This window comes from Micromonospora sp. DT178 (genome assembly GCF_049841695.1).
Taxonomy (GTDB): Bacteria; Actinomycetota; Actinomycetes; order Mycobacteriales; family Micromonosporaceae; genus Micromonospora.
Map to the genome: position 1 here is coordinate 12,906 of NZ_JBNCKV010000022.1, position 24,112 is coordinate 37,017.

At 74.3% G+C, this 24,112-nt stretch carries 21 protein-coding genes and 1 pseudogene; 16 read left to right on the forward strand and 6 right to left on the reverse strand.

The window, feature by feature from the left end; all coding sequences use genetic code 11:
• The first annotated feature begins 213 nt into the window (after positions 1 to 213).
• Entirely contained in the window at positions 214 to 909 is a 696-nt protein-coding gene (locus ACLQ22_RS28850) for a lysophospholipid acyltransferase family protein (protein WP_416611039.1), read from the forward strand.
• A gap of 84 nt (positions 910 to 993) precedes the next feature.
• Here the strand turns inward: ACLQ22_RS28850 and ACLQ22_RS28855 are convergent, their stop codons facing one another.
• Positions 994 to 2,124, reverse strand: a complete 1,131-nt coding sequence (locus ACLQ22_RS28855) for a hypothetical protein (RefSeq protein ID WP_425695142.1) — start codon at positions 2,122 to 2,124, stop codon at positions 994 to 996.
• A 705-nt stretch (positions 2,125 to 2,829) separates the two neighbouring features.
• Here ACLQ22_RS28855 and ACLQ22_RS28860 point away from each other — a divergent pair.
• The 8 genes and pseudogenes from ACLQ22_RS28860 to ACLQ22_RS28895 all read left to right on the forward strand — a co-directional run bounded on the left by ACLQ22_RS28860 (position 2,830) and on the right by ACLQ22_RS28895 (position 12,503).
• Positions 2,830 to 4,815: a TIGR03960 family B12-binding radical SAM protein gene (locus tag ACLQ22_RS28860; RefSeq protein ID WP_425695081.1), complete on the forward strand. Its 1,986-nt coding sequence runs from the start codon at positions 2,830 to 2,832 to the stop codon at positions 4,813 to 4,815.
• Positions 4,816 to 4,980: 165 nt separating this feature from the next.
• The gene (locus tag ACLQ22_RS28865; protein WP_425695082.1) at positions 4,981 to 5,715 is read left to right on the forward strand and encodes a TIGR03936 family radical SAM-associated protein; all 735 of its coding nucleotides are present in this window, start codon (positions 4,981 to 4,983) and stop codon (positions 5,713 to 5,715) included.
• Between the two features lie 131 nt (positions 5,716 to 5,846).
• On the forward strand, positions 5,847 to 8,951 hold the full coding sequence (locus ACLQ22_RS28870; RefSeq protein WP_425695083.1) for an Rne/Rng family ribonuclease: 3,105 nt from the start codon (positions 5,847 to 5,849) through the stop codon (positions 8,949 to 8,951).
• A gap of 117 nt (positions 8,952 to 9,068) precedes the next feature.
• Positions 9,069 to 9,569, forward strand: a complete 501-nt coding sequence (locus ACLQ22_RS28875; RefSeq protein ID WP_425695084.1) for a hypothetical protein — start codon at positions 9,069 to 9,071, stop codon at positions 9,567 to 9,569.
• A 166-nt stretch (positions 9,570 to 9,735) separates the two neighbouring features.
• On the forward strand, positions 9,736 to 10,050 hold the full coding sequence (rplU, locus tag ACLQ22_RS28880; RefSeq protein ID WP_088975625.1) for a 50S ribosomal protein L21: 315 nt from the start codon (positions 9,736 to 9,738) through the stop codon (positions 10,048 to 10,050).
• Between the two features lie 11 nt (positions 10,051 to 10,061).
• Positions 10,062 to 10,316 (forward strand): 50S ribosomal protein L27, encoded by a 255-nt coding sequence (gene rpmA / locus ACLQ22_RS28885; protein ID WP_088975624.1) that lies wholly within the window; start codon positions 10,062 to 10,064, stop codon positions 10,314 to 10,316.
• A 92-nt stretch (positions 10,317 to 10,408) separates the two neighbouring features.
• A pseudogene (gene obgE / locus ACLQ22_RS28890) lies at positions 10,409 to 11,851 on the forward strand (GTPase ObgE); the annotation flags it as partial.
• A gap of 202 nt (positions 11,852 to 12,053) precedes the next feature.
• Positions 12,054 to 12,503, forward strand: a complete 450-nt coding sequence (locus tag ACLQ22_RS28895; protein WP_425695085.1) for a GNAT family N-acetyltransferase — start codon at positions 12,054 to 12,056, stop codon at positions 12,501 to 12,503.
• Positions 12,504 to 12,517: 14 nt separating this feature from the next.
• On the opposite strand, the gene ACLQ22_RS28900 is transcribed toward ACLQ22_RS28895, so the two are convergent.
• Both ACLQ22_RS28900 and ACLQ22_RS28905 read right to left on the reverse strand, forming a co-directional pair.
• The gene (locus ACLQ22_RS28900) at positions 12,518 to 13,177 is read right to left on the reverse strand and encodes a DUF6766 family protein (protein WP_425695086.1); all 660 of its coding nucleotides are present in this window, start codon (positions 13,175 to 13,177) and stop codon (positions 12,518 to 12,520) included.
• 77 nt (positions 13,178 to 13,254) lie between these two features.
• Positions 13,255 to 13,734 (reverse strand): DUF4383 domain-containing protein, encoded by a 480-nt coding sequence (locus tag ACLQ22_RS28905; RefSeq protein ID WP_425695087.1) that lies wholly within the window; start codon positions 13,732 to 13,734, stop codon positions 13,255 to 13,257.
• 258 nt (positions 13,735 to 13,992) lie between these two features.
• Here ACLQ22_RS28905 and ACLQ22_RS28910 point away from each other — a divergent pair, with 258 nt between their 5' ends.
• Genes ACLQ22_RS28910 through ACLQ22_RS28920 form a run of 3 tightly spaced genes read left to right on the forward strand, consistent with a single transcriptional unit; the run spans position 13,993 to position 15,936 of the window.
• A complete protein-coding gene (locus ACLQ22_RS28910; RefSeq protein ID WP_425695088.1) occupies positions 13,993 to 14,772 on the forward strand; it encodes a hypothetical protein in 780 nt (259 codons plus the stop codon).
• Positions 14,773 to 14,803: 31 nt separating this feature from the next.
• Complete coding sequence (locus ACLQ22_RS28915) at positions 14,804 to 15,256, forward strand: phage holin family protein (RefSeq protein ID WP_366644498.1); 453 nt, start codon at positions 14,804 to 14,806, stop codon at positions 15,254 to 15,256.
• Positions 15,253 to 15,936, forward strand: a complete 684-nt coding sequence (locus ACLQ22_RS28920) for a DUF3618 domain-containing protein (RefSeq protein ID WP_425695089.1) — start codon at positions 15,253 to 15,255, stop codon at positions 15,934 to 15,936. The genes ACLQ22_RS28915 and ACLQ22_RS28920 overlap by 4 nt, the downstream gene beginning before the upstream one ends.
• A 118-nt stretch (positions 15,937 to 16,054) precedes the next feature.
• On the opposite strand, the gene ACLQ22_RS28925 is transcribed toward ACLQ22_RS28920, so the two are convergent.
• Together ACLQ22_RS28925 and ACLQ22_RS28930 are read right to left on the reverse strand one after the other, a co-directional pair.
• A complete protein-coding gene (locus ACLQ22_RS28925) occupies positions 16,055 to 17,104 on the reverse strand; it encodes a glycosyltransferase (protein WP_425695090.1) in 1,050 nt (349 codons plus the stop codon).
• Complete coding sequence (locus tag ACLQ22_RS28930) at positions 17,101 to 17,838, reverse strand: class I SAM-dependent DNA methyltransferase (RefSeq protein ID WP_425695091.1); 738 nt, start codon at positions 17,836 to 17,838, stop codon at positions 17,101 to 17,103. Before ACLQ22_RS28930 ends, ACLQ22_RS28925 begins: the two co-directional genes overlap by 4 nt.
• 145 nt (positions 17,839 to 17,983) lie before the next feature.
• On the opposite strand from ACLQ22_RS28930, the gene ACLQ22_RS28935 reads away from it, so the two are divergent.
• Both ACLQ22_RS28935 and ACLQ22_RS28940 read left to right on the forward strand, forming a co-directional pair.
• Positions 17,984 to 18,619: a cyclase gene (locus tag ACLQ22_RS28935; RefSeq protein ID WP_425695092.1), complete on the forward strand. Its 636-nt coding sequence runs from the start codon at positions 17,984 to 17,986 to the stop codon at positions 18,617 to 18,619.
• Entirely contained in the window at positions 18,616 to 19,788 is a 1,173-nt protein-coding gene (locus ACLQ22_RS28940; RefSeq protein WP_425695093.1) for a zinc-dependent alcohol dehydrogenase, read from the forward strand. The genes ACLQ22_RS28935 and ACLQ22_RS28940 overlap by 4 nt, the downstream gene beginning before the upstream one ends.
• Before the next feature lie 55 nt (positions 19,789 to 19,843).
• Here the strand turns inward: ACLQ22_RS28940 and ACLQ22_RS28945 are convergent, their stop codons facing one another.
• A complete protein-coding gene (locus ACLQ22_RS28945) occupies positions 19,844 to 21,091 on the reverse strand; it encodes a cytochrome P450 (RefSeq protein WP_425695094.1) in 1,248 nt (415 codons plus the stop codon).
• A gap of 294 nt (positions 21,092 to 21,385) precedes the next feature.
• Here ACLQ22_RS28945 and ACLQ22_RS28950 point away from each other — a divergent pair, with 294 nt between their 5' ends.
• Positions 21,386 to 21,799: a hypothetical protein gene (locus ACLQ22_RS28950; protein WP_425695095.1), complete on the forward strand. Its 414-nt coding sequence runs from the start codon at positions 21,386 to 21,388 to the stop codon at positions 21,797 to 21,799.
• 396 nt (positions 21,800 to 22,195) lie between these two features.
• The gene (locus ACLQ22_RS28955) at positions 22,196 to 24,094 is read left to right on the forward strand and encodes a hypothetical protein (RefSeq protein WP_425695096.1); all 1,899 of its coding nucleotides are present in this window, start codon (positions 22,196 to 22,198) and stop codon (positions 24,092 to 24,094) included.
• Positions 24,095 to 24,112 lie beyond the last annotated feature (18 nt).

Below are 24,112 nucleotides of genomic sequence, written 5' to 3' on the forward strand. Positions count from 1 at the left end.
GGGGGTGGGCGGGGGGGGCCCTGGGGGCGCGGGGGCGGCGCGGGGGGGGGGGGGGGGGGGGGGGGGGGGGGGGGGGGGCCCCCCCCCCCCACCACCCCCACCGGCCCCGACACGCCCGCTCACCAGGCGGTCGACCCGCCACCCCGACGACGCCCCGTGGACCCGTCGGTTACGGTGACACCGCCTGTTCGCACACACTCCGCCGGAGGACCAGTGCCCCTGCTCTACACCATCGGCAAGCTCACCGTGGCGCCCGCGCTCCGGCTGGCCTTCCGTCCGACCGTGGAGGGGCTGGAGCACATTCCGGACACGGGGGGAGCGATCTTCGCGGGCAACCACCTCTCGGTCGCCGACGAGTTGTTCCTCGGCACCGTGGTCCCCCGGCACCTGGCGTTCTGGGCCAAGTCGGAGTACTTCAAGGGCACCGGCCCGAAGGGTGCCCTCTCCAAGTACGTGCTCACCGGCCTGGGCGCCATCCCCGTCGAGCGGGCCGGCGGTCGCGCGGCCCTGTCCGCGTTCGACGCCGCCATCCCGGTGCTCAAGGCCGGCGACCTGGTCGCGGTCTATCCGGAGGGGACCCGGTCGCCGGACGGCCGGCTCTACCGGGGGCGCACCGGCGCGGCCCGGCTGGCCGTGGCGGCCGGCGTGCCGATCATCCCGGTCGGCATGACCGGCACCGACAAGGCCCAGCCCATCGGCACCCGGGTGCCCCGCCCCGGCCGCGCCAAGATCACCATTCGGTTCGGCAAGCCGCTGGACTTCACCGGCCGGCCGGACGACCGCACCTCGCTGCGCGAGATGACCGACGAGGTCATGGCCGAGATCCAGAAGCTCACCGGCCAGGAGTACGTGCCCCGCTACGCCCCGCCGCGCGCGCACTCCGCCACCCCCGGCGACGCCCCGGCCTGAGCCGGGTCACGCAGCGGCCGGAGGCGCGCGCTGCTGCCGCTGCTCCGGTGTCCGACGGCGTGGAGCCGGTCGGGCCGCGAGGCCCTACTTCTGGTTGGTCGTGACCATCTGCTCCCGCAGGGTGCCGAGCAGGGTGGCGCTGTCGTCGAGGGAGAGCCGGGTGAAGACCGCGGTGGCGATGCTGCCGTGGTCGACCGAGGTGCACACCACCACGTCCTGGCCGTCGGCGCGGCCGACCGCGCAGCGCTGGTGCCGGCCGCGTACGCCGGTGTCGACCACCTGGGCCTCGCCGAGGGAGTACTGCCCGGTGAGCCGGGTGATCTCGTCCTCCGCGTCGGACTCCGGGGTGAACCGGAAGCCGGTGCCGCCGAAGATCGTCACCCGCTTGCCGGCGGGCGTGGCGTAGACGCCGGCGAAGGTGTCCTCGGCCAGCCAGTGCGCCTTGCGCACGTCCGCCTCCAACTGCTTGGCGGCCGCCTTGCTGGTGTTGTCGTCGCGCAGCCGCAGGTCGGCCACCTCGGCCGGCAGGCTGGCCTCGGCCGGGTACTGCGACGACATCGGCACCCCGTAGTAGGCCGGGCAGCCGCAGCAGCAGGCCAGCATGAGCAGCAGGACCCACGGCCAGCGGCGACGCTTGCGGGCGGGCGTGGGGGCGTACCCCCTGGGAGCCTGCTGGCCGGGCGGCGGCCCGGCCGGCGGCGCCGTCGCCCGACGCTGCCTCGGCGGCGCGGGCGGCGGAGGCGGGGGAGGCGCCGGACGGGCCGGGGCGGGCGCCCGGGAGACCGGCGGCGGGGAGACGGGGTACGACGCCACGGGCGGCGGGGAGACGGGGTACGACGCCGGCGGCGGGGCGGCCGGGTACGCGACCCGGGGCGGCGTGGGCCGCGGTGGCTCCGGCGGCGCGGGGGACTGCACGGGTGGCGACGGCGGCCCGGAATACGGCCTGGTCGACGGCGCGGCGGGGTAGGGCAGCGTCGGCGAGGGCGGCGGGGGCGGTGGCAGGTCCCACCCGCCGGTGTCCGCGCCCGCCCACGGGTCGACCGGGGTGCGGTGCTCGGGTTGCTCGGGCGGGGGCGCCGGCGGAGGCGCCGGCACCGGGGGGATCTCGGCTGACTCGCCCCAGGCCCGCTTGCGCGGCTTCGGCGGGGGAACCGCCGCCGAGCCGCTCCACCGGGGCGCGGACGGCTCGGCCGGTCGCTCGTCGGCGGGGAACATCCGCGTGCCCTGCGGCCCCACGGCCGGTGGCTCGTCGCCGGGGAACATCCGGGTGCCCTGCGGTCCCACGGCCGGCGGGGCGTCGTCGGGCAGCAGGCGGGTGCCCTCCGGGCCGGTGCCGGCCGGCCGCCCGGGCCCGGCGTCGCGGGTGCTCTCCGCCCCGGCGTCGCCCGTGTCCGGCCGTGCGGCGGCGTCGCCCGAGCCCTGCGGCGCGGTGGCATCGTGCGTGTCCGGACGTGCGTCGGCCTCACCGGCGGCGTGCGGCCCGGCGTCGTCCGCGTCCTGCGCGACGTCGGTCGTCGCGGTCGGTCCGGGATCGTCGGTGGGCAGCTCACGGGTGCCCTCCGGGCCCGTGCCGCCGGCGGGGGCGGGTGCTGCGGGGGAGGTCGGGGGCTCCTCGGTGACCGCCGGATCCGGACCCTGGTCCTGACCCGGAGGGCTCCCGTCGGCCGGCCGGTCCGTGCCCGGCTGCGGCTGCGGCATCGCGGCAATCTCCTCTCGCGCCGGTCCGAGGTTAGTACCGACGCGCCAGCGGGGCGATTCCGGCCACCGCCGTCGCGGGCACCGGGAGGGGCCGGACGGGCCCCGCGACGTGCCCGCGACGGCGGTGGCCGGCGTGCCGGGGGCGCGGCTACCGGCGACCCGGGGACGCGGTGACCGGCGTGCGCGCGGTGGCCGCCGCCGGGCCGCGTACCCTTGGGCATCATGAGCGTCCCGTCCACCACGCCGCGCCCCGCCGCGGCCAATTCGGTCTGGCCCCGGCTGGAGCCGCTGCTGCCCCAGGTGACCAAGCCCATCCAGTACGTCGGTGGCGAGCTGGGCGCGGTGGTCAAGGACTGGGACGCGGCGGCCGTGCGCTGGGCGCTGATGTACCCCGACGCCTACGAGGTCGGCCTGCCCAACCAGGGCGTGCAGATCCTCTACGAGGTGCTCAACGAGCTGCCCGACGTGCTCGCCGAGCGGACCTACGCGGTCTGGCCGGACCTGGAGAAGCTGATGCGCGCGCACGGCGTGCCGCAGTTCACCGTCGACGCGCACCGCTCGGTGCGCGACTTCGACGTCTTCGGCGTCTCCTTCTCCACCGAGCTGGGCTACACCAACCTGCTCACGGCGATCGACCTGGCCGGCATCCCGCTGCTCGCCGCCGACCGCACCGACGCCGACCCGGTGATCGTGGCCGGCGGCCACGCCGCGTTCAACCCGGAGCCGATCGCCGACTTCGTCGACGCCGCCGTGCTCGGCGACGGCGAGGAGGCGGTGCTGGAGATCACCGGGATCGTGCGGGAGTGGAAGGCCGAGGGCTCCCCGGGCGGGCGCGACGAGCTGCTGCTGCGCCTGGCCCGCACCGAGAGCGTCTACGTGCCGCGCTTCTACGACGTGGACTACCTGCCCGACGGCCGCATCCAGCGGGTCGTGCCGAACCGGCCGGACGTGCCGTTCCGGGTGCACAAGCGCACGACCATGGACCTGGACGCCTGGCCGTACCCGAAGAAGCCCCTGGTGCCGCTCGCGGAGACCGTGCACGAGCGGTACGCGGTGGAGATCTTCCGGGGCTGCACCCGGGGCTGCCGGTTCTGCCAGGCCGGCATGATCACCCGGCCGGTGCGCGAGCGCTCCATCACCACCGTCGGGCAGATGGTGCGGGAGGGGCTGGAGTTCTCCGGCTTCCACGAGGTGGGCCTGCTGTCGCTGTCGTCGGCGGACCACTCCGAGATCGGCGACATGTGCTCCGGTCTGGCCCAGCAGTACGAGGGCACCAACGTCTCGCTCTCGCTGCCGTCGACCCGGGTCGACGCGTTCAACATCGACCTCGCGCAGGAGCTGTCCCGCAACGGTCGGCGCACCGGCCTGACCTTCGCCCCCGAGGGCGGGTCGGAGCGGATCCGCAAGGTCATCAACAAGATGGTGTCGAAGGAAGACCTGATCCGCACCGTCGTGACCGCGTACACGAACGGCTGGCGGCAGGTGAAGCTGTACTTCATGTGCGGCCTGCCCACCGAGACCGACGAGGACGTGCTCGAGATCGCGGACATGGCCCACGAGGTCATCAGGGCCGGCCGGGCCGCCACCGGCTCGAAGGACATCCGCTGCACGGTCTCCATCGGCGGGTTCGTGCCGAAGCCGCACACCCCGTTCCAGTGGGCGCCGATGGAGCGGCCGGAGGTCATCGACGGCCGGCTCAAGATGCTCAAGCAGGCGATCAACGCGGACCGGTCGCTCGGCCGGGCGATCGGCTTCCGCTACCACGACGGCGAGCCGTCGCTGATCGAGGGCCTGCTCAGCCGGGGCGACCGGCGGGTCGGCGCGGTGATCCGCCGGGTGTGGGAGAACGGCGGCCGGTTCGACGGCTGGAGCGAGCACTTCTCCTACCAGCGCTGGGTGGAGGCGGCGACCGAGGTGCTGCCGACCTTCGGGGTCGACCTCGACTGGTACACCACCCGCCAGCGCGACGAGCTGGAGGTCCTGCCCTGGGACCACCTGGACTCGGGCCTGGACAAGGACTGGCTCTGGCAGGACTGGCAGGACGCGCTCAGCGAGTACGAGCAGGACGACTGCCGGTGGACCCCGTGCTTCGACTGCGGCGTCTGCCCGTCGATGGACACCGAGATCCAGATCGGCCCGACCGGGAAGAAGCTCCTCCCGCTCACCCCGATCAACGGTCTGAAGCTCCCCACCGGCGCCCAGCAGTAGCCCTCGGCGCACGGCGGGCGCCGCCCGCCGGGCGCCGGGTCGATCATGTGGTCATCGTCAGCGGCACGCGAGTCGCGAGCAGTGCCGCCACGATCAACCGGTTCCGACACGAGGAGCACGACGATCAGTAGGAAACCACAGCCAGAGGGCGGCCAGGCACCCGTCGTGCAGCGGGTCCGGATCCGGTACGCCAAGCGCGGCCCGCTGCGTTTCACCTCGCACCGGGACTTCGCCCGGGCCTTCGAGCGGGCGCTGCGCCGGGCGGGCGTGCCGATCGCCTTCTCCCAGGGCTTCACCCCGCACCCCAAGATCTCGTACGCCAGCGCCGCCCCGACGGGCGTGGCGAGCGAGGCCGAGTACCTGGAGATCGGTCTCCGTGAGCAGGTGGACCCGGCGGAGCTGCGCGCCGCGCTCGACGCCGCCCTCTCGCCGGGTCTCGACGTGCTCGACGCCGTCGTGGCCGCCGGCGGGAGTCTTGCCGACCGGATCGAGGCGTCGCACTGGCGCATCGAGCTGCCCGAAGTCGACCCGACCGTCCTGCAACGGGCGGTTTCCGCCTTCACGGCCGCCGAGGAGGTGCTGGTCGAGCGGATGACCAAGCAGGGCCGGCGCACCTTCGACGCCCGGGCCGCGGTGATCCGCATCGATGTGATCGCGTCGCCGGAGACGCCTTCCGGGGCACCGGCCGTACCGTGTGCGATACTCGAACTGGTCGTGCGGCAGGTCACCCCCTCCGTGCGGCCCGATGACGTCCTTTCCGGCCTCCGCGTGGTGGCCGACCTGGAGCCGCCGGTCTCGCCGAGGGTGATCCGGCTGGCACAGGGCACGCTGACCGCGCAGGATGCGATCGCGGATCCGTTGGACGCGGACCGCGACGGGGCAACCATCGGTGAACGCTGACCGTCGGTCGACGTTCAGGTAGGCAGACTTCGGCGGTCGCGCACCGTGCGCGCCCGGCGGAAACACTTTTGCGGCGACCCTGCGTGGCAGCGCTCACCCGCGCCCGGGGCAGCCAGAACTGGAGAACGTCCATGCTCGAGAACGAGCCCGAGGGCGGCGAACGGACCGGTTCACAGCCGGCCGACGAGACCGCCGCCAACAGCACCGTCGAGAACGCCGCCGGGGCGGAGACCGCCGCCGACGCCGAGACCGGCGGGGCCGAGCAGCCCCCGGTCGCGCCGGTCCGACGGCGTACGACCCGGCGGCGGGCCACGCCGCTGAACCAGCCGGAGCAGACCGAGGCGCCGGTCGAGGCGTCCACGGCGCCGGTGCCGGGCAGCGGCGAGGCGCTCCAGGCCGAGGTGTTCGCCCCCGTCTCCGGCGACCTCGACGCCGCCCCGAAGGCGACGCGCCGCCGCCGCAAGGCCACCACCGCGAAGGCCGCCGAGGACACCACCGTGCCGTCCGACGAGGCTGCCGGGCCGGCCCCCGAGGTCACCGCACCGCCCGCCGCAGAGGCGCCGGTCGCGGCGGACCAGGCACCCGCCGAGCCGGCCGCGCCGCCGGCCAAGGCGACGCGTACCCGCCGGAAGAAGGCGGCCCCCGCCGCGGCCGAGCCGGCCGCGGAGACCCCGACCGACGTCGCCGGGCCGACCGGCACCACGCCCGCGGAGCAGCCGCCGGCCGCCGCCGGGATCGAGCCGGAGGCCGGCACCGGGTTCGGCGCCGCCGCCCCGCCCGCCGCCGTCAGCGGCGCCGAGAGCCGTTCCGGCGAGGTCCCGCCGGGCGTGGCGGTGACCCCGCCCGCCGAGGAGGAGCCGACCGAGGAGGTCGAGCCGGCCGTCGAGCCCGAGCCCGAGCCGGTCGTCGAGCCCGAGCCGCGCACCCGCCGCCGGCGGGCCGCGCTCTCCGCGCCCACCGTGCTGTTCATGGCCCCGCAGCCGGAGGACGTCCCGGTCGCCCGGGTCGTGGCGCCGGCCCCGGAGCCGGAGCCGGAGGAGCCCGCCGCCGAGGAGCCGGCCGAGCCGGCGCGCCGCCGCCGGCGTGGCCGCCGCGACGTCGAGGCGGTCGAGGCCGTTGAGCCCGAGGAGCCGACCGAGGAGGCCGAGGAGGCCGCCGAGGACGAAGACGAGGACGAGGACGAGAGCGCCGCGGCCCGCCGCCGGCGCCGCCGTGGTCGTCGCGGCCGTGGCCGGGGCAAGGGTGGCGCGGAGGACGCCGAGGACGAGGAGTCCGAGGAGGCCGCGCAGGCCGAGGCGGAGGAGCCCGAGGGCGACGAGGACGAGGAGGCCGAGGGCGGCGACGCCCTGACCCGCCGCCGTCGCCGTCGCCGCCGCCGGGGCGCCGGCGACGTCGAGGCGGGCGCCGACGACGGCGTGCCGACCGTCGTCAAGATCCGCGAGCCGCGCAAGACCGTGGACGAGGTGCAGGGCGTCTCCGGCTCCACCCGGCTGGAGGCCAAGCGGCAGCGCCGCCGCGACGGCCGCGAGCAGCGCCGGACCCGGCCGCCGATCCTCAGCGAGTCGGAGTTCCTGGCCCGCCGGGAGGCCGTCGACCGGGTGATGGCGGTACGCCAGCGCGGCGACCGGACCCAGATCGCCGTCCTGGAGGACGGGGTGCTCGTCGAGCACTACGTCACCCGCAACTCCTCCGGCACCATGGCCGGCAACGTCTACCTCGGCAAGGTGCAGAACGTCCTGCCCAGCATGGAGGCGGCGTTCGTCGACATCGGGCGCGGCCGCAACGCCGTCCTGTACGCCGGCGAGGTCAACTGGGACACCACCGGCCTGGAGGGGCGGGCCCGCTCGATCGAGCAGGCGCTGCGCTCCGGCGACTCGGTGCTGGTGCAGGTCACCAAGGACCCGATCGGCCACAAGGGCGCCCGGCTGACCAGCCACATCGCGCTCTCCGGCCGGCACCTGGTCTACGTGCCCCACGGCAACGCCTCCGGCATCAGCCGCAAGCTGCCCGACACCGAGCGCAAGCGGCTGCGGGACGTGCTGAAGAAGCTGGTGCCGGACGGCGCGGGCGTGATCGTCCGGACGGCCGCCGAGGGCGCCAGCGAGGACGAGCTGGCGCGCGACGTCAAGCGACTCCAGGCGCAGTGGGAGGACATCCAGGCCAAGGCGGCCGAGGGCGGCGCCCCGGTGCTGCTCTACGAGGAGCCCGACCTGGTCATCCGGGTCGTCCGGGACCTGTTCAACGAGGACTTCCGCGAGCTGGTGATCGAGGGCGAGCAGTCGTACGACATGGTCGAGTCGTACCTGTCGCACGTCTCGCCGGACCTGGTCGCCCGGCTGCGCCGGCACGTCGGCGCGGCCGACGTCTTCGCCGAGTACCGGATCGACGAGCAGATCATCAAGGGGCTGGACCGCAAGGTCTTCCTCCCCTCGGGCGGGTCGCTGGTGATCGACCGGACCGAGGCGATGACGGTCATCGACGTCAACACCGGCAAGTACACCGGCTCCGGGGGCAACCTGGAGGAGACGGTCACCCGGAACAACCTGGAGGCGGCGGAGGAGATCGTCCGCCAGCTCCGGCTGCGCGACCTCGGCGGCATCGTCGTGATCGACTTCATCGACATGGTGCTGGAGTCCAACCGCGAGCTGGTGCTGCGCCGGTTGACCGAGTGCCTGGGCCGGGACCGCACCAAGCACCAGGTCACCGAGATCACCTCGCTCGGCCTGGTGCAGATGACCCGCAAGCGGATCGGCGCGGGCCTGCTGGAGGCGTTCAGCGAGACCTGCGAGTGCTGCAAGGGCCGGGGCCTGATCATCCACACCGAGCCGGTGCCGGAGAAGCCGCGCTCCGGCGGCGGCGCGGGGGAGAAGGTCAAGGCGGTCGCCTCGGCCGTGGCCGCCCCGGCGGCGGCGGCGGAGCAGGGCGCCGGCTCGTCCCGGCGGCGGGCGCGCAAGAGCGCGCCGGCCGAGCGCACCGTGGCCGAGGTCACCGAGACCGACGCCGACGCCGGCCCGGAGACCGAGTACCACGACACCATGGGCTACGACCTGTCCCGCTACGAGGCGGACACCGCCGCCGCCGGAGAGGTCGCCGACAGCCAGACGGGCGAGTCGGCCCGGCTGGCCGCCCCGGACGACCCGGACGCGCTCTCCGACGCCGACGGCGACGAGTCGGAGGGCGGCTCCGGCCGGCGCCGCTCCCGCCGCAGCGGCGCGCGGCGGCGTACCCGGCCGTGACCGGCTGACCGACCCGACGTGTGACAGGGCCCCTTCCCGGTGATGTCCGGCGGGAGGGGCCCTGTCGTATGGTCGATCCCCGGCCACGATCGGCCGCCTGCGGTCAGGAGAAGAACGATGCGCCGTCTGCTCGCCGTCACCGCGCTCACCGCTGCCCTGCTCGCCGGCGCCGGGTGCGCGGCCGAGCGCCCGGAGCGGGCCGGCCCACCCGGTGACGCGCCGACCGGTGGCGCCACGCCGGGCGGGCCCACCGGCACCGGGCCGGGGGCCGGCAGCGGGGCGGCCGGCGGCAACGCGCCCGAGGTGTGTGCCGCGGCACAGCGGGCCGGCGAGACGGCCGTGCGGACGTACGTCGAGGAACTCGGCAAGATGGTCGCGGCGGTCGGGGCGGACGACGCCACGGCGGCCCGGACCGCCCGGGACCGCATCTCCACCGCGCTGACCGACTGGCGCAGCACGCTGCGGCGCGAGTCGACCCGGGCCGAGGACGCGCAGCTCAAGACCCTTCTCGCGGACATGGCGGCGGAGGTCGGCACGCTGGGCACCGACGTCGACTCGATCGACGAGACCGAGCTGGACCGGCTCCGGCAGCGCCTCGACCAGCTCTGCGCCCGCTGACCGGCGGGGCCCGGTTTGGGCGTGGGCCCTCCGATGGCGTACGCTGACCTGCGGTGCACTTTGGTGTACCGAGTTCTCGCGTGCCCGCGCCGCCGTGCCTCTGCTACCCGGCGAGCCGCCGCGGGAACACCCGCCAGCAGCCTCAACGACAGGGAGTCCGCCTCCGATGTACGCGATCGTCAAGACCGGCGGCAAGCAGTACAAGGTCGCCGAGGGCGACGTGATCGAGGTCGAGAAGCTCGTCGGTGCCCCCGGCGACGCGGTGAAGCTCACCGCGGTGCTCCTCGTCGACGGTGACGACCTGGTGACCGACGCGGCGAAGCTTGCCAAGGTCGCGGTGTCCGGCGAGATCGCCGCGCACACCAAGGGCCCGAAGATCCGGATCCACAAGTTCAAGAACAAGACCGGCTACCACAAGCGCCAGGGTCACCGCCAGCCGTTGACCCAGGTCAAGGTGACCGGCATCTCCAGCGGGAAGTAGGTCGTCCTCAGATGGCTCACAAAAAGGGTGCGTCCAGCTCGCGCAACGGTCGTGACTCCGCGGCCCAGCGGCTCGGCGTGAAGCGCTTCGGTGGTCAGGTCGTCAGCGCGGGTGAGATCCTCATCCGTCAGCGTGGCACCAAGTTCCACCCCGGTGACCTGGTCGGCCGCGGCGGAGACGACACGCTCTTCGCGCTGGCCGCCGGTGCGGTCCAGTTCGGCACCAAGCGCGGTCGCAAGACCGTCAGCATCGTGCCGCAGCAGTAGTCTTCCGGCGAAGCGGGCCGCGGACCTCGTGTCCCGGCCCGCTTCGCCTTTTCTCGTGCGGGGCGTGACCCTCGCTGGAAGGATTGACGCCCGTGGCGACGTTCGTTGACCGGGTCGTCCTGCACCTGCAGGCCGGCGATGGCGGGCACGGTTGTGCCTCGATCCACCGGGAGAAGTTCAAGCCGTTCGGTGGCCCCGACGGCGGCAACGGCGGGCACGGCGGCAGCGTGTCCCTGGTGGTCGACCCGCAGGTGACGACGCTGCTCGACTTCCACTTCCGCCCGCACGTGAAGGCTGAGAACGGCAAGGGTGGCGCCGGCTCGAACCGGGACGGCGCGAACGGGCGCAACCTCGTGCTCAAGGTGCCGAACGGCACGGTGGTGCAGGCCCCCGACGGCACGGTCCTGGCCGACATGGTCGGTGAGGGTACGACCTTCGAGGTGGCCCGGGGCGGGCGCGGCGGCCGGGGCAACGCGTCGTTGGCCAACGCCCGGCGCAAGGCCCCCGGCTTCGCCGAGCTGGGCGAGCCCGGCGAGCAGCTCGACGTGGTGCTGGAGCTCAAGAGCGTCGCAGACGTCGGGCTGGTGGGCTTCCCGTCGGCCGGCAAGTCGTCGCTGATCTCGGTGATCTCCGCCGCCAAGCCGAAGATCGCCGACTACCCGTTCACCACCCTGGTGCCCAACCTGGGCGTGGTCCGGCTGGACAACCACACCTTCACCGTCGCCGACGTGCCCGGCCTGATCCCCGGGGCGGCCACCGGCAAGGGCCTCGGCCTGGAGTTCCTGCGGCACATCGAGCGCTGCGCGGTGCTGGTGCACGTCATCGACACCGCCACCCTGGAGCCCGGCCGGGACCCGGTCGCCGACATCGACACCATCGAGGCCGAGCTGGCCGAGTACGGCGGCCTGGCCGACCGTCCCCGGCTGGTGGCGCTCAACAAGGTCGACGTGCCGGACGGCCGGGACCTGGCCGAGATCGTCCGCCCCGACCTGGAGGAGCGCGGTTTCCGGGTGTTCGAGGTCTCCGCGGCGACCCGGGAGGGGCTCAAGGAGCTCATGTACGCCATGGCGGAGCTGGTGGAGCAGGGCCGCAGGGCCGCGCCGCCGGCCGAGGCGACCCGGATCGTGATCCGGCCCCGGGCGGTCGACGACGCCGGCTTCACCATCGAGGCCGCCCCGGACGGCGCCTGGGTCGTGCGCGGCGTCCGTCCCGAGCGGTGGGTGCGGCAGACGAACTTCGACAACGACGAGGCCGTGGGCTACCTGGCCGACCGGCTGGCGCGCCTGGGTGTCGAGGAGAAGCTGGGCAAGGCCGGCGCGGAACCGGGCGACCTGGTCCGGATCGGCGAGCGGGAGTTCGACTGGCAGCCGACCCTCTACGCCGGGGCCGACTTCATCCCCGGCAACCGGGGCACCGACGTCCGGCTGGAGGAGAAGTCCACCCGGGCGTCCGCCGCGGAGCGGCTGGCGGCCCGCAAGGCCCGCCGCCAGCGCCCGGAGGACGAGTTCGAGGGCACCGACGCCGACGTCTCGGACGACGCCGACCTGTCGGACGGGGACGGCTTCGACGACGCCGGCCCCTCGCGCGAGGCCGGCCCGTCCCGTGACGCCGGCCCCTCCCGTGACGCCGGCCCGTCCCGGGCCGCCGTGGAGAACGACGCCGGATAGCCGGTCGCGCTCCGTGAGCGGGTCGACTGCCGGAAACCTGCCCGAAATCCCCGCCGCCTAGCGTGGCCTGATGCTGATCGAGTCCCGCCCCGCCACCGATCCGGAGATCGACGCCCTGGTCACCGCCCAGCAGCGCGAGCTGCGGGCGGCCGACGGCGGGCTGGACGGCCAGGCGACCGTCACCCACGACGACATCCGCTACCTGGTGGTGGTCGCCGACGGGCGGGCGGTCGCCTGCGGCGGGATCCAGGCGCTCGACGCCGGCACCGGCGAGGTGAAGCGGATGTACGTCCGCCCGGCGTACCGGGGGCGGGGCGTCGCCCGGCAGTTGCTGACCGCGCTGGAGGAGCTGGCCTTCCAGCAGGGGCACGCGGTCCTCCGCCTGGAGACCGGCACGTACCTGCCGGCCGCGATCGGGCTCTACACCTCCAGCGGCTACGAGCCGATCCCGGTCTACGGCGAGTACGTCGGCAACCCGTACAGCGTCTGCTTCGCCAAGCGGCTGCGCGTGCCGGCCTGACGGCGGCCGGGCGGTCAGTCGCCGGTGTGCGCGTGTTCGGCGGTGACCGGCTTCGACTCCGGCGACGCGTGCTGACGCAGGAAGATGCTCAGCACGATCAGCGTGCCGACGGCGAGGAACTCGCTCTGCCAGTTCTGCATCGACTGGAACCAGAAATCGCTCGTGCCGAGGAACTCCCACACGCCGATCGGCGGCGCGCCGCTCTGCAACGCCTGCTGCTCGTTGTAGTCGGCGGTCCCGCCGAGCAGGTGGCCGACGAACGAGCCGGCGAAGATCAGCAGCAGCGCGATGGAGAGGCTGTTGCGGTAGATCACGAGGGGCAGCCCGCCGGCGCGTACCGGCCAGGGGGAGTCCGGGGTGGCCCGCCGCTCGTCGTCCTCGGGCCGGTCGGTCTGCCCCACCGGCTTCGACTCCGCCGAGCCGCGCTGCACCAGGTAGGCGGTGAGCAGGACGTAGCCGCCCATCTGGAGGAACTCCGACTCCCAGTTCTCGAAGACCGACTCGATGAAGTGCCCGCTGCCCAGGTACGCCAGCCAGCTGGTCGGCGCGGCCCCGAACTCGGCCAGCTCCTGGTTGTGCGTCTGCCAACCGAACACGCTCTGCAGCACCAGGAAGACGAGGAACGCGCCGAACATCGCCACGGTCAGCGCGTTGTCCCGCAACCACTTCGGCATGACGACCTCCTCGTCGACGGGCCTCCGACCTCCCTGCCCGCAGGTCGCGGCGGGCAAACGCCGCGACGCGGTGCCGGTCAGGGACGGTCGAAGGGGTCGTCCAGCCGGGTGCCCGTGCCCACCTGGTTGGAGAGCAGCAGCCCGAAGGCGAGCATGCCGAAGCCGAGGACCAGGTGCAGCCAGTTGTCGGCGTCGTTGACCGGGATGAAGTTCGCCGCGCTCTCCCGGTCGATCGCGAAGCCGTACAGCCACAGGCCGAGGTAGAGGGCGCCGCCGCCGGCGAGGAAGATCCGGGCCCCGGCGACGCTGCGGGCCAGCACCAGGCCGGCCAGTCCGAAGCCCAGGTGCAGCGCGTTGTGCAGGATCGACACTTGAAACAGGCCGAGCAGCCGGGCCTCGGAGTGGTGGCCGGCGAACGTCATGTCGTCGTAGCCGCTGGTGATGCCGGGGATGAATCCGAGCACCCCGATCAGGGCGAAGACCCCGGCCGCGGCCACGGCGGCGAGCTGCACCTTCGGCTTCGGGCCCGGCGGGCCGCCGCGTGCGTGTCGTGCCATCGATTCACCTCCGTGGACCCGCGGAACGCCCTGCCCGCGGCGCCGGCCCGGAGAAACCGACGACGCCGTGCGCGACGACGCCGTCACCCGACCCGACGATCCTCCATTTTGTAGACCCGCGGCGGCGGGGCGCAGGAGAAGTCACGAACGAGGTATGGAACCGGCGACGCAGGGTAGGTCAAGAGATGCGACGGCAGGAACAGCCGACGCATCCCCCCAGCACAGACCCGCGGAGACTTTCCGAGCGGAAGGGAAATCATGACCTACGATCTGTCACCCACGACTTCCACGTACGGGCAGGAGTCGAGCAACGGCAGCGGCGTCCGTGAGCAGGCCCGTCAGGTCGGCTCGGAGGCCAGGCAGGCCGGCGGCGCCGTCGCCGAGACGGCCAAGGAGCAGGGCCGGGAGGTCGTCGGCGAGGCGAAGCTCCAGGCGCGCAACCTCTACGGTGAGGCCCGCAGCCAGCTCGCCAGTCAGGCCGGCGACCAGCAGCGGCGTGCCGCCGGCGGGCTCCGCTCGCTGGCCGACGAGATGCGCTCGATGGCCGAGCAGGGCGGCCAGGCCGGCCCGGTGAGCGAGATCGCCCGCCAGGCCGCCGACCGGGTGCACGGCGTGGCCGGCTGGCTGGAGCAGCGCGAGCCCGGCGACCTCATCGCCGAGGTGCGCGACTACGCGCGTCGCAACCCGGGCACCTTCCTGGTCGGCGCCGCCGTGCTGGGTGTGCTCGCCGGCCGGCTGACCAAGAACATCTCGGCCGCCGGCGACAACCAGAGCGGCAACGGCTACCCCGCGTACGGCTCGGGCGCCGGCTACGACCCGGAGCGGACCGCGGTCATCCCGACCCCGCCGGCCCCGCGTGCGGTGCCGGACGCCGTACCGCCGGGCGGCTACCTCGACCCGACGCCGGGCGCGTACGCCGACCCGCAGACCACCACCAGCTACGCCGACCCCGCGGGTGGCGTCGGCCAGCCGCTGCCGCCGGTGAGCCAGACCGACCCGCTGCCGGGCGTGCCGTCGACCGGGACCACCCGTCCGTGAGCCCACGAACCATCCGAAGGGAGGCGGCGGCATGAGCATGCCGACGCAGGGGGCGGGGCTCGACTCCGGTTACCACCCCCACGACGCGGACGAGGTCAGGGGCAGCTCGATCGGTGAGCTGATGCGCCAGGTCACCACCGACCTGTCGACCCTGATGCGGCAGGAGGTCGAGCTGGCCAAGGCCGAGATCCGCCAGGAGGGCAAGAAGGCGGGCAAGGCCGCCGGCCTCTTCGGCGGCGCCGGCTTCGGCGGCTACATGGTGGCCCTCTTCCTCTCGCTGGCCCTCTGGGCCGGGCTGTCCAACGTGATGGACGCCGGCTGGGCGGCCCTGATCGTGGCCGTCATCTGGGGCGCGATCGCCGCGGTCCTCTACTCGAAGGCCAAGACGAGCGCCGAGCGCATCCGCGGCCTCAAGCAGACCAACGACAGCGTGCAGCGGATCCCCGACGCGCTCAAGCCCCACCCGCAGGAGGTCACCCGATGAGCACCGACCCGGACCAGATCCGCCGGGAGATCGAAGCCACCCGGAACAACCTGAGTTCCGACGTGGACGCGCTGGCGTACAAGGTCAGCCCCGCCCGCATCGTCGACGACCGCAAGCAGCGGGCCCGCAACGCACTGCAGAATGTGAGGGACAAGGTGATGGGAAGCGCTTCCGACCTGGGTCACAGCACCAAGCACGGCGCCCACGCGGTGGGCGACCACGCCTCCTCGGCGGCATCGACGGTCAGCGACAAGGCCCACTCGGCCGCCTCGACGGTCAGCGACAAGGCGCACTCGGCGGCCTCGACGGTCAGCGACGCCGCGCAGCGGGCGCCGCACGTGATCCGGCAGAAGTCCGAGGGCAACCCGCTGGCCGCCGGCCTGATCGCCTTCGGCGTCGGCTGGCTCGCCTCCTCACTGATCCCGTCGACCCGCCGCGAGCAGCAGGTGGCGTCGCAGGTCAAGGAGAAGGCCGGCGAGCACGCCGGGGTGGTGAAGGAGAAGCTGGGCGAGGTCGCCAGCGAGCTGAAGGAGGAGCTGCGCGAGCCGGCGCAGCACGCCACCCAGTCGGTGCGCTCCACCGCCCAGGACGCGGTGCACGCCGTCAAGGACGACACCCGGTCTGCCGCGCACGACGTGAAGGACCACGCGCAGCAGTCCCGCGAACAGGTGCGGTACTGACCAGCCCGATCACCGTACGCCGCAGCTCGCGGCCACTCCCGGAGCATCCTCCGGTCAGTGGCCGCGAGCTGCCGTGTGCGTCCCGGGCGCGTCCCGTCGTGGGCGGGGGCGCGGGTCGTCAGCGCAGGTGACGGCGGAGGGTGCGTTCGAAGTGGGCGGCGCGCCGCACCCGGCCGCCGGCGTAGCGGACCCCGCCGAAGAGCAGGCGCCGGCCGACGGCGAGCCAGCCGCACACACCGCGTTCCAGCACCCAGAACGGGGCCGCCAGGGCGGTGGCCGGCGGGAAGACCGCGCCGCCCCCGCCCCGGCGCCGGCCCGCCTCGGCGAGCGCCACCGTGGTCGCGGCCGCCCCGAGCAGCAGCCCCGGTCGCCGGGTCGCGACCGCCGCCGCCAGCGCCGGCAGGACCGCGAGCGAGGCCACCAGGCGGGCCGGCTGGGCCAGGTCGTCGTACGCCTGGCGGACCCGCTGGCCCAGGAAGTGGGCGGTGTCCGGCGGCAGCCGGCGTACGTGCAGCCAGGCGGGTGCCGCCTCGGTCCCGCCGTACGCGCGCACGGTGCGGATCAGCTCCAGGTTCTCGAAGAGCACGTCCGGGTCGTACCCGCCCATGGCGAGGAAGGTGCTCCGGCGTACCGCCAGGGTGCCGGGGTAGTCGGCGCCGAGCGCCCGGTTGAGCAGGGTGCGCCCGGTGTCCCACCACGCGTGCCAGGGCAGCGGGTCGAAGTAGTTCTGCGGCCGCACCAGGTCCACCCGGTCGAGCAGCCGGTGCACGGCGAGCAGCCCCGCCTCGTCGTAGCGGACGTCGTCGTCGGCGATCACCACGTGTTCGTGCCGGGCCGCGCCGACGCCGGTGAGCACCCCGGTCACCTTGCCGTTGACGCCGCGCAGGGCGGGATCCGGCCGCAGGTGCCGGACCAGGCCGCGCCAGGCCCGCGCGTGGCGGGCGAACAGTTCCGGGGGCGACCCGTCGACCACGGTCACGTCCACCCGGGCGCTCAGCCGGCGCAGGTATCCGGTCAGCTCGGCCAGGCCGGCGTTGTCGGTCCAGCGCAGCGGCAGCACGTACGCGAGGGGGAGCCGGCGGTCGTCGGCGTTCCCGGCCGTTGGCGCGCCGGTGCCGCGCTCCTCGCCGCCGGGCGCGGCGCCGGCCGGGCGGGCCGGGGCGCTCACGCCTGCTCCGGGCGGCGGTAGACGGACACGTGCTCGCGGCTGTGGTCGGTGAACGGCCGGCCGCCCCAGTCCTCCCACCGGTGCTCGCGGCGCAGCCCGGCCAGCTCGGCCATCAGGTCCAGCTCCGCCGGCCAGGCGTAGCGGTGGTTGGCGGGCAGCAGGTGCACCCCGCCGTTGGTGAAGCGGACCTTCGTGGTGGTCATCCGCTGCTCGGCGGGGTGCAGCAGGGCCGCCTCCAGCAGCACCACGTCCTCCGCCACCCGCACCGGCCGCAGCGCGCCGCCGGCACGGAAGGCACCCGGGTCGGGCACCCACGCCTCGACGACGAACCGGCCGCCGGGGCGCAGGTGGGCGGCGGCGTTGCGGAAGCAGGCCACCTGGGCGGCCTGGTCCGGCAGCGCGAAGATCGTGTTGAACGCGAGCACCACCAGGGCGAACTCGCCGGGCACCCGGGTCTCGGCGAAGTCGCCGACGGCCACCTCGACGGCGTCCCCGCCGGGCTTGGCGCGCAGCCCGGCGGCCATCTCGGGGGAGCCCTCGACGCCGGCGACGGTCAGTCCCCGTGCGGCCAGCGGCAGGGCGAGCCGGCCGGTGCCGATGCCGAACTCGCACACCGGGCCGCCGTCGGCCAACGCGGCGAGGCGCTCCACCGCCGCGTCCGGTGTCAGGTGCGCGTACGTCTCGTCGTAGACGTCCGCGGCGTGCCGACCGTACTCGCTGGCGTCGAAGGACACGGTGCCTCCCGGTGGCGGTGGGTGCCCGCAGCAGGTGCCCGGTTATCGACCGGGCAAACCGGCGCGTCGTTTCGGTCGGGCGGTCCCGGGTAGCGCAACTCGTGCGGGTGGACGATCCCCGGGGCACCCGGGTGGAGGAGACGAGATGACCAGCAACGGAACGAGGTGGGCGCTGCTCGGCGCCACCACCGTGACCGTGGTCGGCGTCGGCAGGGCGGTGGCCCGTCGACGACGCCGGCACCAGCCCGAGAGTCAGGATGGCTGGTACGTGGTGCGGCGCGGGGTGACGATCGACCGGCCGGCGGCGGCGGTCATCGGCTTCTGGACGGACCGGGAGCGGATGGACCGGGCGTTGGCCGAGTGGGCGACGCTGGAGCAGTTCGGCGACGACCGGTGGCGCTGCGTGGCGCGGGACCCGGCCGGTGGGGGCACCGAGTGGCGGGCCGAGATCACCGTCGAGGGCCCCGGGCGGCTGCGCTGGCGGGTCACCGACGGGCCCGAGCAGGAGGGCACGGTCCACCTGACACCGGCGCCCCAGGACCGGGGCACGGAGGTCCGCGCCGAGCTGCGGTGGCGCTCCGGGCCGCTGCGCCGGGCGTTCGGACTCCTCGGCGGCGACGACCCGGACCTGGCCCTGCGGGACGCGCTGCGTCGGGTCAAGGCGCTGGTGGAGTGCGGCCAGGTCATCGACACCCGGCGGGACCCGTCCGGGCGCGGGCCGGCCCAGGAGAAGGCGACCGACAAGGTGCGGGAGAAGCTGAGGACGGGAGGACGGGCGTGAGGGCGCTCTGCTGGGAAGGCGTCGGCAAGCTGGCCGTACGCGACGTGCCGGAGCCGCGGATCCGCGCCGAGGGCGACGTCATCGTCAAGGTCGGCGCCAGCAGCGTCTGCGGCTCCGACCTGCACCTGATCAACGGCTTCCTGCCGGCGATGCGGGAGGGCGACGTCCTCGGCCACGAGTTCATGGGCGAGGTCGTGGAGACCGGCCCCGGCGTACGGCGGCTGCGCGTCGGCGACCGCGTCGTGGTCGGCTCGGTGGTGGCCTGCGGTGGCTGCTGGTACTGCCGCACCGAGCAGTACTCGCTCTGCGACAACTCCAACCCGCAGCCGGTCTTCACCGAGAAGCTCTGGGGGCACTCGCCGGCCGGCATCCTCGGCTACTCGCACGCCGCCGGGGGCTACTCCGGCAGCCACGCCGAGTACGTCCGGGTGCCCTTCGCCGACATCGGGGCGTTCACCGTTCCCGACGGGGTGCCCGACGACTCGGTGGTGTTCGCCTCCGACGCGATGCCCACCGGCTGGATGGCCGCCGACTTCTGCGCGCTGAAGGGCGGCGAGGTGGTCGCGGTCTGGGGCGCGGGCGGGGTCGGCCAGATGGCGGCCCGGTCGGCGCAGCTCCTCGGCGCCGAGCGGGTGATCGTGATCGACCGGCTGCCGGAGCGGCTCGCCACCGCCGCCGACCGGCTCGGCGTGGAGACGGTCAACTACGCCGAGACCGACGTGCTGGAGGCGCTGCGGGAGATGACCGCCGGCCGGGGGCCGGACGCGTGCATCGAGGCCGTCGGCATGGAGTCGCACGACGTCGGGCCGGTGTACGCGTACGACAAGGCGAAGCAGACCGCCCGGATGCAGACCGACCGCCCCACGTCGGTCCGACAGGCGATCATGGCCTGCCGCAAGGGCGGCACGGTGAGCATCGTCGGCGTCTACGCCGGCCTGGTGGACAAGTTCCCGCTCGGCGCGGCGATGAACAAGGCGTTGGTGCTGCGGATGGGGCAGATGCACGCCCAGCGCTACATCCCGATGCTGCTGGACCGGATCGCGGCCGGCGAGATCGATCCCGGCTACCTGGCCACCCACCCGATGCCGCTGGAGCAGGGCGCGCGGGGCTACGAGATGTTCGAGAAGAAGGAGGACGGCTGCCTGCGCAGCGTCCTGCACCCGGCCTGAGCGCGCCACGACCGCACCGCCCCGGGGCCGACGAGGTCCCGGGGCGGTGCCGTGTTCAGGCCGTCCGGCGGACGTTGGTGATCAGGAACCCGCTCGGCGGCAGCGCCGGCATCCGGTGCAGGCTCACCGCCAGGTCCTGCGGCGGCACGTCGTACCGCATCGTCGTGGTCAGGTTCGTGACCGCCCGCTTCATCAGCTCGATCGTGATCCACTCGCCGGCGCAGCGGTGACCGGTCAGGTGCTCGCCGCCGCCCTGCGGCACGAGGGCGAACGGGTCGCCCCGCCAGCCGGTGAAGCGCTCCGGCCGGAACCGCTCCGGCTCCGGCCAGAGCGCCGGGTGGTGGTTGGTGCCGTACAGGTCGAGCAGCACCCGCCGGCCGCGTGGGAAGTGGTAGCCCTGCCAGTCGAACGGGCGCCGGACCCGGGCGGCGGCCACCGGGAAGAAGGGGTAGTAGCGGCGTACCTCCTGCACGAAGCTCTCGGTGGCCTCGTCGCTCTCCCGGACCCGTTCCCGCCAGGCCGGGTGGTCGTGCAGGGCCAGCGCGGCGAAGACGACGAAGCGGTCGACGGCGACCGTGGGACGCAGCACGTTGAGCAGCTCGACGGCCGCGATCCGCCGGGGGAGCAGCCGGCCGTGGGCGTCGCGGTGCTCGGCGATCGCCCGCAGCGCGCTGCCCTCGGGGGCGGGGAGGGTACCGGCGCGCTCCCGGTCGACGACCTGGCCGATCCAGCGTTCGCCCCGGCGGCGGCCCCACAGGCCACGCCAGTGCCGGGGGCCGAGGGCCGCCGGTCCCTCGATCATCGCGTGCAGTTCGGCGGTACGCCGGTCCACCTCGCTGTCCGCGAGCGGTACGCCGGCCCAGGCGCAGACCGCGCGGGTCAGCATCCGGCCGACCTCGTCGTAGAGCACCACCGGCCCGCCCGACTCCCAGGACGGGACGCGGGCCCGCCACTCGTCGTCGAAGAGCTGCGCGAGCTGTCGGACCGCGGTCGGCGTCATGATCGACATGAACATGGCCTTGCGGTCGGCGTGGTCCGTCCCGTCGAGGCCCTGCACGCCGCCGCGGCCGGTGAGGGTGCGCTGCGCCCGCTTCGGCATGGCGCCCGCCCGGACGAAGCGCTCGGTGTCGTAGAAGAGCTCCGCCGCCGGCCGGCCGCGCAGGCAGATGGTGGGCTTCAGCAGCAGCCGGGCCTGGAAGATGTCGGTGCCGTGGCGGTCGCAGCGTCGGCCGACGAAACGGTAGCCGTCGCGCAGGAACGCCACGGAGCTGTCCGGGCTGCGTTCCGTCGGGATGGTCGCCATCGGGCCTCCTGACCGGGGTGCGGCCGTTGCCGGCCGGGTCCTGTCCGTGCCTCTGCGTCTACCCAGGCCGGCGTGGCTGAATCCCGTGCCCGCGTCGGGCGGGCGGCGCCGAGGGTGCGGGGAGGGGCCAGCGGACGACGCGTCTGCTGGCCCCTCCCAGGGACGCGGAGAGCTGGTTTTCTCGGGGGAGCGGTCCGCCGGTTCGCCGTCGGCAGGACGCCGGCGGCGGCCGGGACCGAACGCGGGCGGTGCACCGGAGGACGAGCCCGCTCACGATCGCCACGGGGAGGACACATGCGTGACAACAGGCCGGCGTACTGGCGGCAACGGCAGGCGCGGGAGGCGCTCGGCGCGGCCGGGGAGGTCGCCGGCGCGTCGTTGATCGCGCCGCCCCGCCGCTCGGCCCGGCCGGACCGGTTCTTCACTGTGCATCTCGGCTTCACCGCCGCCGACCTGGCGTCGGCCCGGGAGTTGGCCGTCGGGTACGCGGAGGCGCTGAGTCTGTTGCGGCCCGAGGTGGCCCTGGGCGCGTCGGCGCTGTCGCCGGCCGAGGCGTGGCAGCGGGCCGAGCGGTTGTTCTGCGGCGCGTCCGGCCCGGACGGCGAGCGCTGCGTCGACGTCGCCGGCCATCCCGGCTTCCATCACGCCCCGGGGCCGGGCGGGCTCGGCTGGGGCGACGGCGACCAGCCCGCCATTCGAGATCATTGATGCGACAGCCGCGCGTGCGGGCGATCGGGCCCCGTCACCCGTACGCGCGGCTGTCGGATATGCGTCGGGAGCCTGGATCCGGGAGCGGGTCATCACATTTGCCGTCACCGAAAAAGCACTGTGCCGGGAATCCCGAATACGGCTCATTCGAAACGGCGATCCCCCTGCTGAGGAATTGATCTCAAATCCCGCGCCGGAGCAACCCGATCGTCGAGCGTCCGTTTTGTTGTCATTTAAGGGCCCAATTCGCGCCGTCGTCGACGCCGAAAGGTCAGACCCGATCACCAATGCCGGAAGTGCTTCGTTTGTTCACCGAGGCAACCGCGCCAGGTGACCGGGAGGTTGACTCCCCACCAGGCGGAAACGACCGCTCCTGCGAGTTCGGGGGAATCGCACATGCACGTGATGCTGGCCTGGTTCGCCGACGACAATCTGTCGGAGAGCGCCCGGCGCGCCGCGAGACATCGCTTTGAATCGGCCGTCGCCGATGTGGTGCCCGACAGTTTCGTGCGACACGAATTCGGGGCCGACGACTGGGGCGTGACGGTCCTGCACCGCAGCGATCAGGGCCACTACCGGTGGCCGGTCGTCGACACCGTCGGGCCGGTCACCGCCGTGTCGCTCGGGCTGCCCGTGGGTGTCGACGTGACGGGCGGCCCGGCGGCGCTGGCCGGACGCCTGCTGGCCGGCGAGGAGGTGCACCGCGAGGTGGTGCCGCCGTTCGGCCTGCTGGCCCTCGACGCGGGCGGCAACTTCGCCCTGCAACAGGACTGGATCGGCATGTGCCGGGTCTTCACGGGCGGGTCGGGCGGCCTGACGGCCTTCTGCACCCGGCCCAGCCTGCTGGCCGCGTTCCTGCACGGCGACCCGCGGCCCGACCTGGACGGCTGGATGTCGTACACCCTCTGCGGGCACTTCGGCGGCGACAGCTCCCCGGTGCGGGACGCCCGACTGCTCCGCCCCGGCGAGCGGGTGACCGGCCGCCGGCGCGACGGCGGCGGGTGGCAGCTCACCACCACCACGAGGTACGCCACCGACGACGTGGTGCGGGACGGACTGGCGGCGCAGGGTCGACCGGTGACCGAGCTGCTCGACCGCGCCGCCGACGCCATCACGGCCACCGCCGCCAGCATCCATGGCCTGTACGACGAGGACATCACCCTCGGGCTGTCGGGCGGGAAGGACTCCCGGCTCATCGCCGCGTCGCTGATCGCGGCCGGCCGGACCCCCAGGTTCCTGACCAACGAGGACACCCGCGCCGAGGGCGAGGTCGCCCGCGAGCTGGTGCGGATCCTGCGTGACAAGCGGGGACTGCACCCCGAGCACACGCTCCGGCTCGCCGGGGCGCGGGCCAACGTGCTCGGGACCGGCCTGCACGAGCGGGCCCGGCGACTGCAACGGCTGACCGACCACCAGTTCCCCTCCAGCTACCTGGTGCGCCCCGCCGGCCCCGGACGCCTGGTCGACCAGGCCGGCCCGGCCACCTTCACCGGTGCCGCCGGCGAACTCGCCACCGAGTACTGGTATCCCCCGACGGACGACGAGGGCGGCCCCTCCCCGCAGGAGACCGCCCTGGCCCGGCTGCTGAACGCCGTGCCGACGGGCGTCGCCGACGCGGCCGTGATCACCGCGGAGCGGGAGAGGATCGGCGGCCTGCTCGACCACGGCAGCGGGCTCGGGCTGCACGACCTGCGCCTGGTCGACTACATCTACCTGGTGGAGCGGGTCCGCCGCTGGTACACCTCCGCCTACGCGGTCGGGATGGTCACCCCGTTCCTGTCGCCCGGCTTCGTCGCCGCCACCTTCGCGTTGACTCCGCAGCAGAAGCGCGAGCGGCTGATGCACACCGGGCTGATCGCCCGCCTGGTGCCCGAGTGGGCGCAGGTCCCGTTCGTCAGCGTCTCCACCGGCCCGTCCACCGCCACCCGGGTGTGGGAGGGCGACGGCCTTCAGGCCATGGCCGATCTCCTGGACACCGCGCACGGCCCGCTGACCCGGCTCGTCCGCCGGCCCGCCGTGGAGAAGGCGCTCCGCGCCGCGGCCCGGGGCGGTCGACCCGACCAGCGGACGCTGCAACAGTTCACCTGGCTGGCGCTCGCCTCCGAGCAGCTCGAACCGGACACCACCCGGCCCGCCACCGGCGCCGCGTACGCCCGGATCACCGCGCCCCCGCAGCAACGCCAGCCGGCCGGCGGCGCGGTCGCCCGACTGCGCTGGATCAAACGGGCCCCGTTCGGGGACCGGCTCTGGTCGGCGGTGGCCAGGCGGGTGCGGCCACGGCGGCCGGGCCAGTGAGCCGGCGCATCGACGATG

Excerpts from the sequence above, each read along its gene's own strand:
- ACLQ22_RS28855 (WP_425695142.1), bottom strand. The coding sequence starts at position 2,124 with ATGTTCCCCGCCGACGAGCGACCGGCCGAGCCGTCCGCGCCCCGGTGG.
- ACLQ22_RS28860 (WP_425695081.1), top strand. The coding sequence starts at position 2,830 with ATGAGCGTCCCGTCCACCACGCCGCGCCCCGCCGCGGCCAATTCGGTC.
- ACLQ22_RS28870 (WP_425695083.1), top strand. The coding sequence starts at position 5,847 with ATGCTCGAGAACGAGCCCGAGGGCGGCGAACGGACCGGTTCACAGCCG.
- ACLQ22_RS28875 (WP_425695084.1), top strand. The coding sequence starts at position 9,069 with ATGCGCCGTCTGCTCGCCGTCACCGCGCTCACCGCTGCCCTGCTCGCC.
- rplU (WP_088975625.1), top strand. The coding sequence starts at position 9,736 with ATGTACGCGATCGTCAAGACCGGCGGCAAGCAGTACAAGGTCGCCGAG.
- rpmA (WP_088975624.1), top strand. The coding sequence starts at position 10,062 with ATGGCTCACAAAAAGGGTGCGTCCAGCTCGCGCAACGGTCGTGACTCC.
- ACLQ22_RS28895 (WP_425695085.1), top strand. The coding sequence starts at position 12,054 with ATGCTGATCGAGTCCCGCCCCGCCACCGATCCGGAGATCGACGCCCTG.
- ACLQ22_RS28900 (WP_425695086.1), bottom strand. The coding sequence starts at position 13,177 with ATGCCGAAGTGGTTGCGGGACAACGCGCTGACCGTGGCGATGTTCGGC.
- ACLQ22_RS28905 (WP_425695087.1), bottom strand. The coding sequence starts at position 13,734 with ATGGCACGACACGCACGCGGCGGCCCGCCGGGCCCGAAGCCGAAGGTG.
- ACLQ22_RS28910 (WP_425695088.1), top strand. The coding sequence starts at position 13,993 with ATGACCTACGATCTGTCACCCACGACTTCCACGTACGGGCAGGAGTCG.
- ACLQ22_RS28915 (WP_366644498.1), top strand. The coding sequence starts at position 14,804 with ATGAGCATGCCGACGCAGGGGGCGGGGCTCGACTCCGGTTACCACCCC.
- ACLQ22_RS28920 (WP_425695089.1), top strand. The coding sequence starts at position 15,253 with ATGAGCACCGACCCGGACCAGATCCGCCGGGAGATCGAAGCCACCCGG.
- ACLQ22_RS28935 (WP_425695092.1), top strand. The coding sequence starts at position 17,984 with ATGACCAGCAACGGAACGAGGTGGGCGCTGCTCGGCGCCACCACCGTG.
- ACLQ22_RS28945 (WP_425695094.1), bottom strand. The coding sequence starts at position 21,091 with ATGGCGACCATCCCGACGGAACGCAGCCCGGACAGCTCCGTGGCGTTC.
- ACLQ22_RS28950 (WP_425695095.1), top strand. The coding sequence starts at position 21,386 with ATGCGTGACAACAGGCCGGCGTACTGGCGGCAACGGCAGGCGCGGGAG.
- ACLQ22_RS28955 (WP_425695096.1), top strand. The coding sequence starts at position 22,196 with ATGCACGTGATGCTGGCCTGGTTCGCCGACGACAATCTGTCGGAGAGC.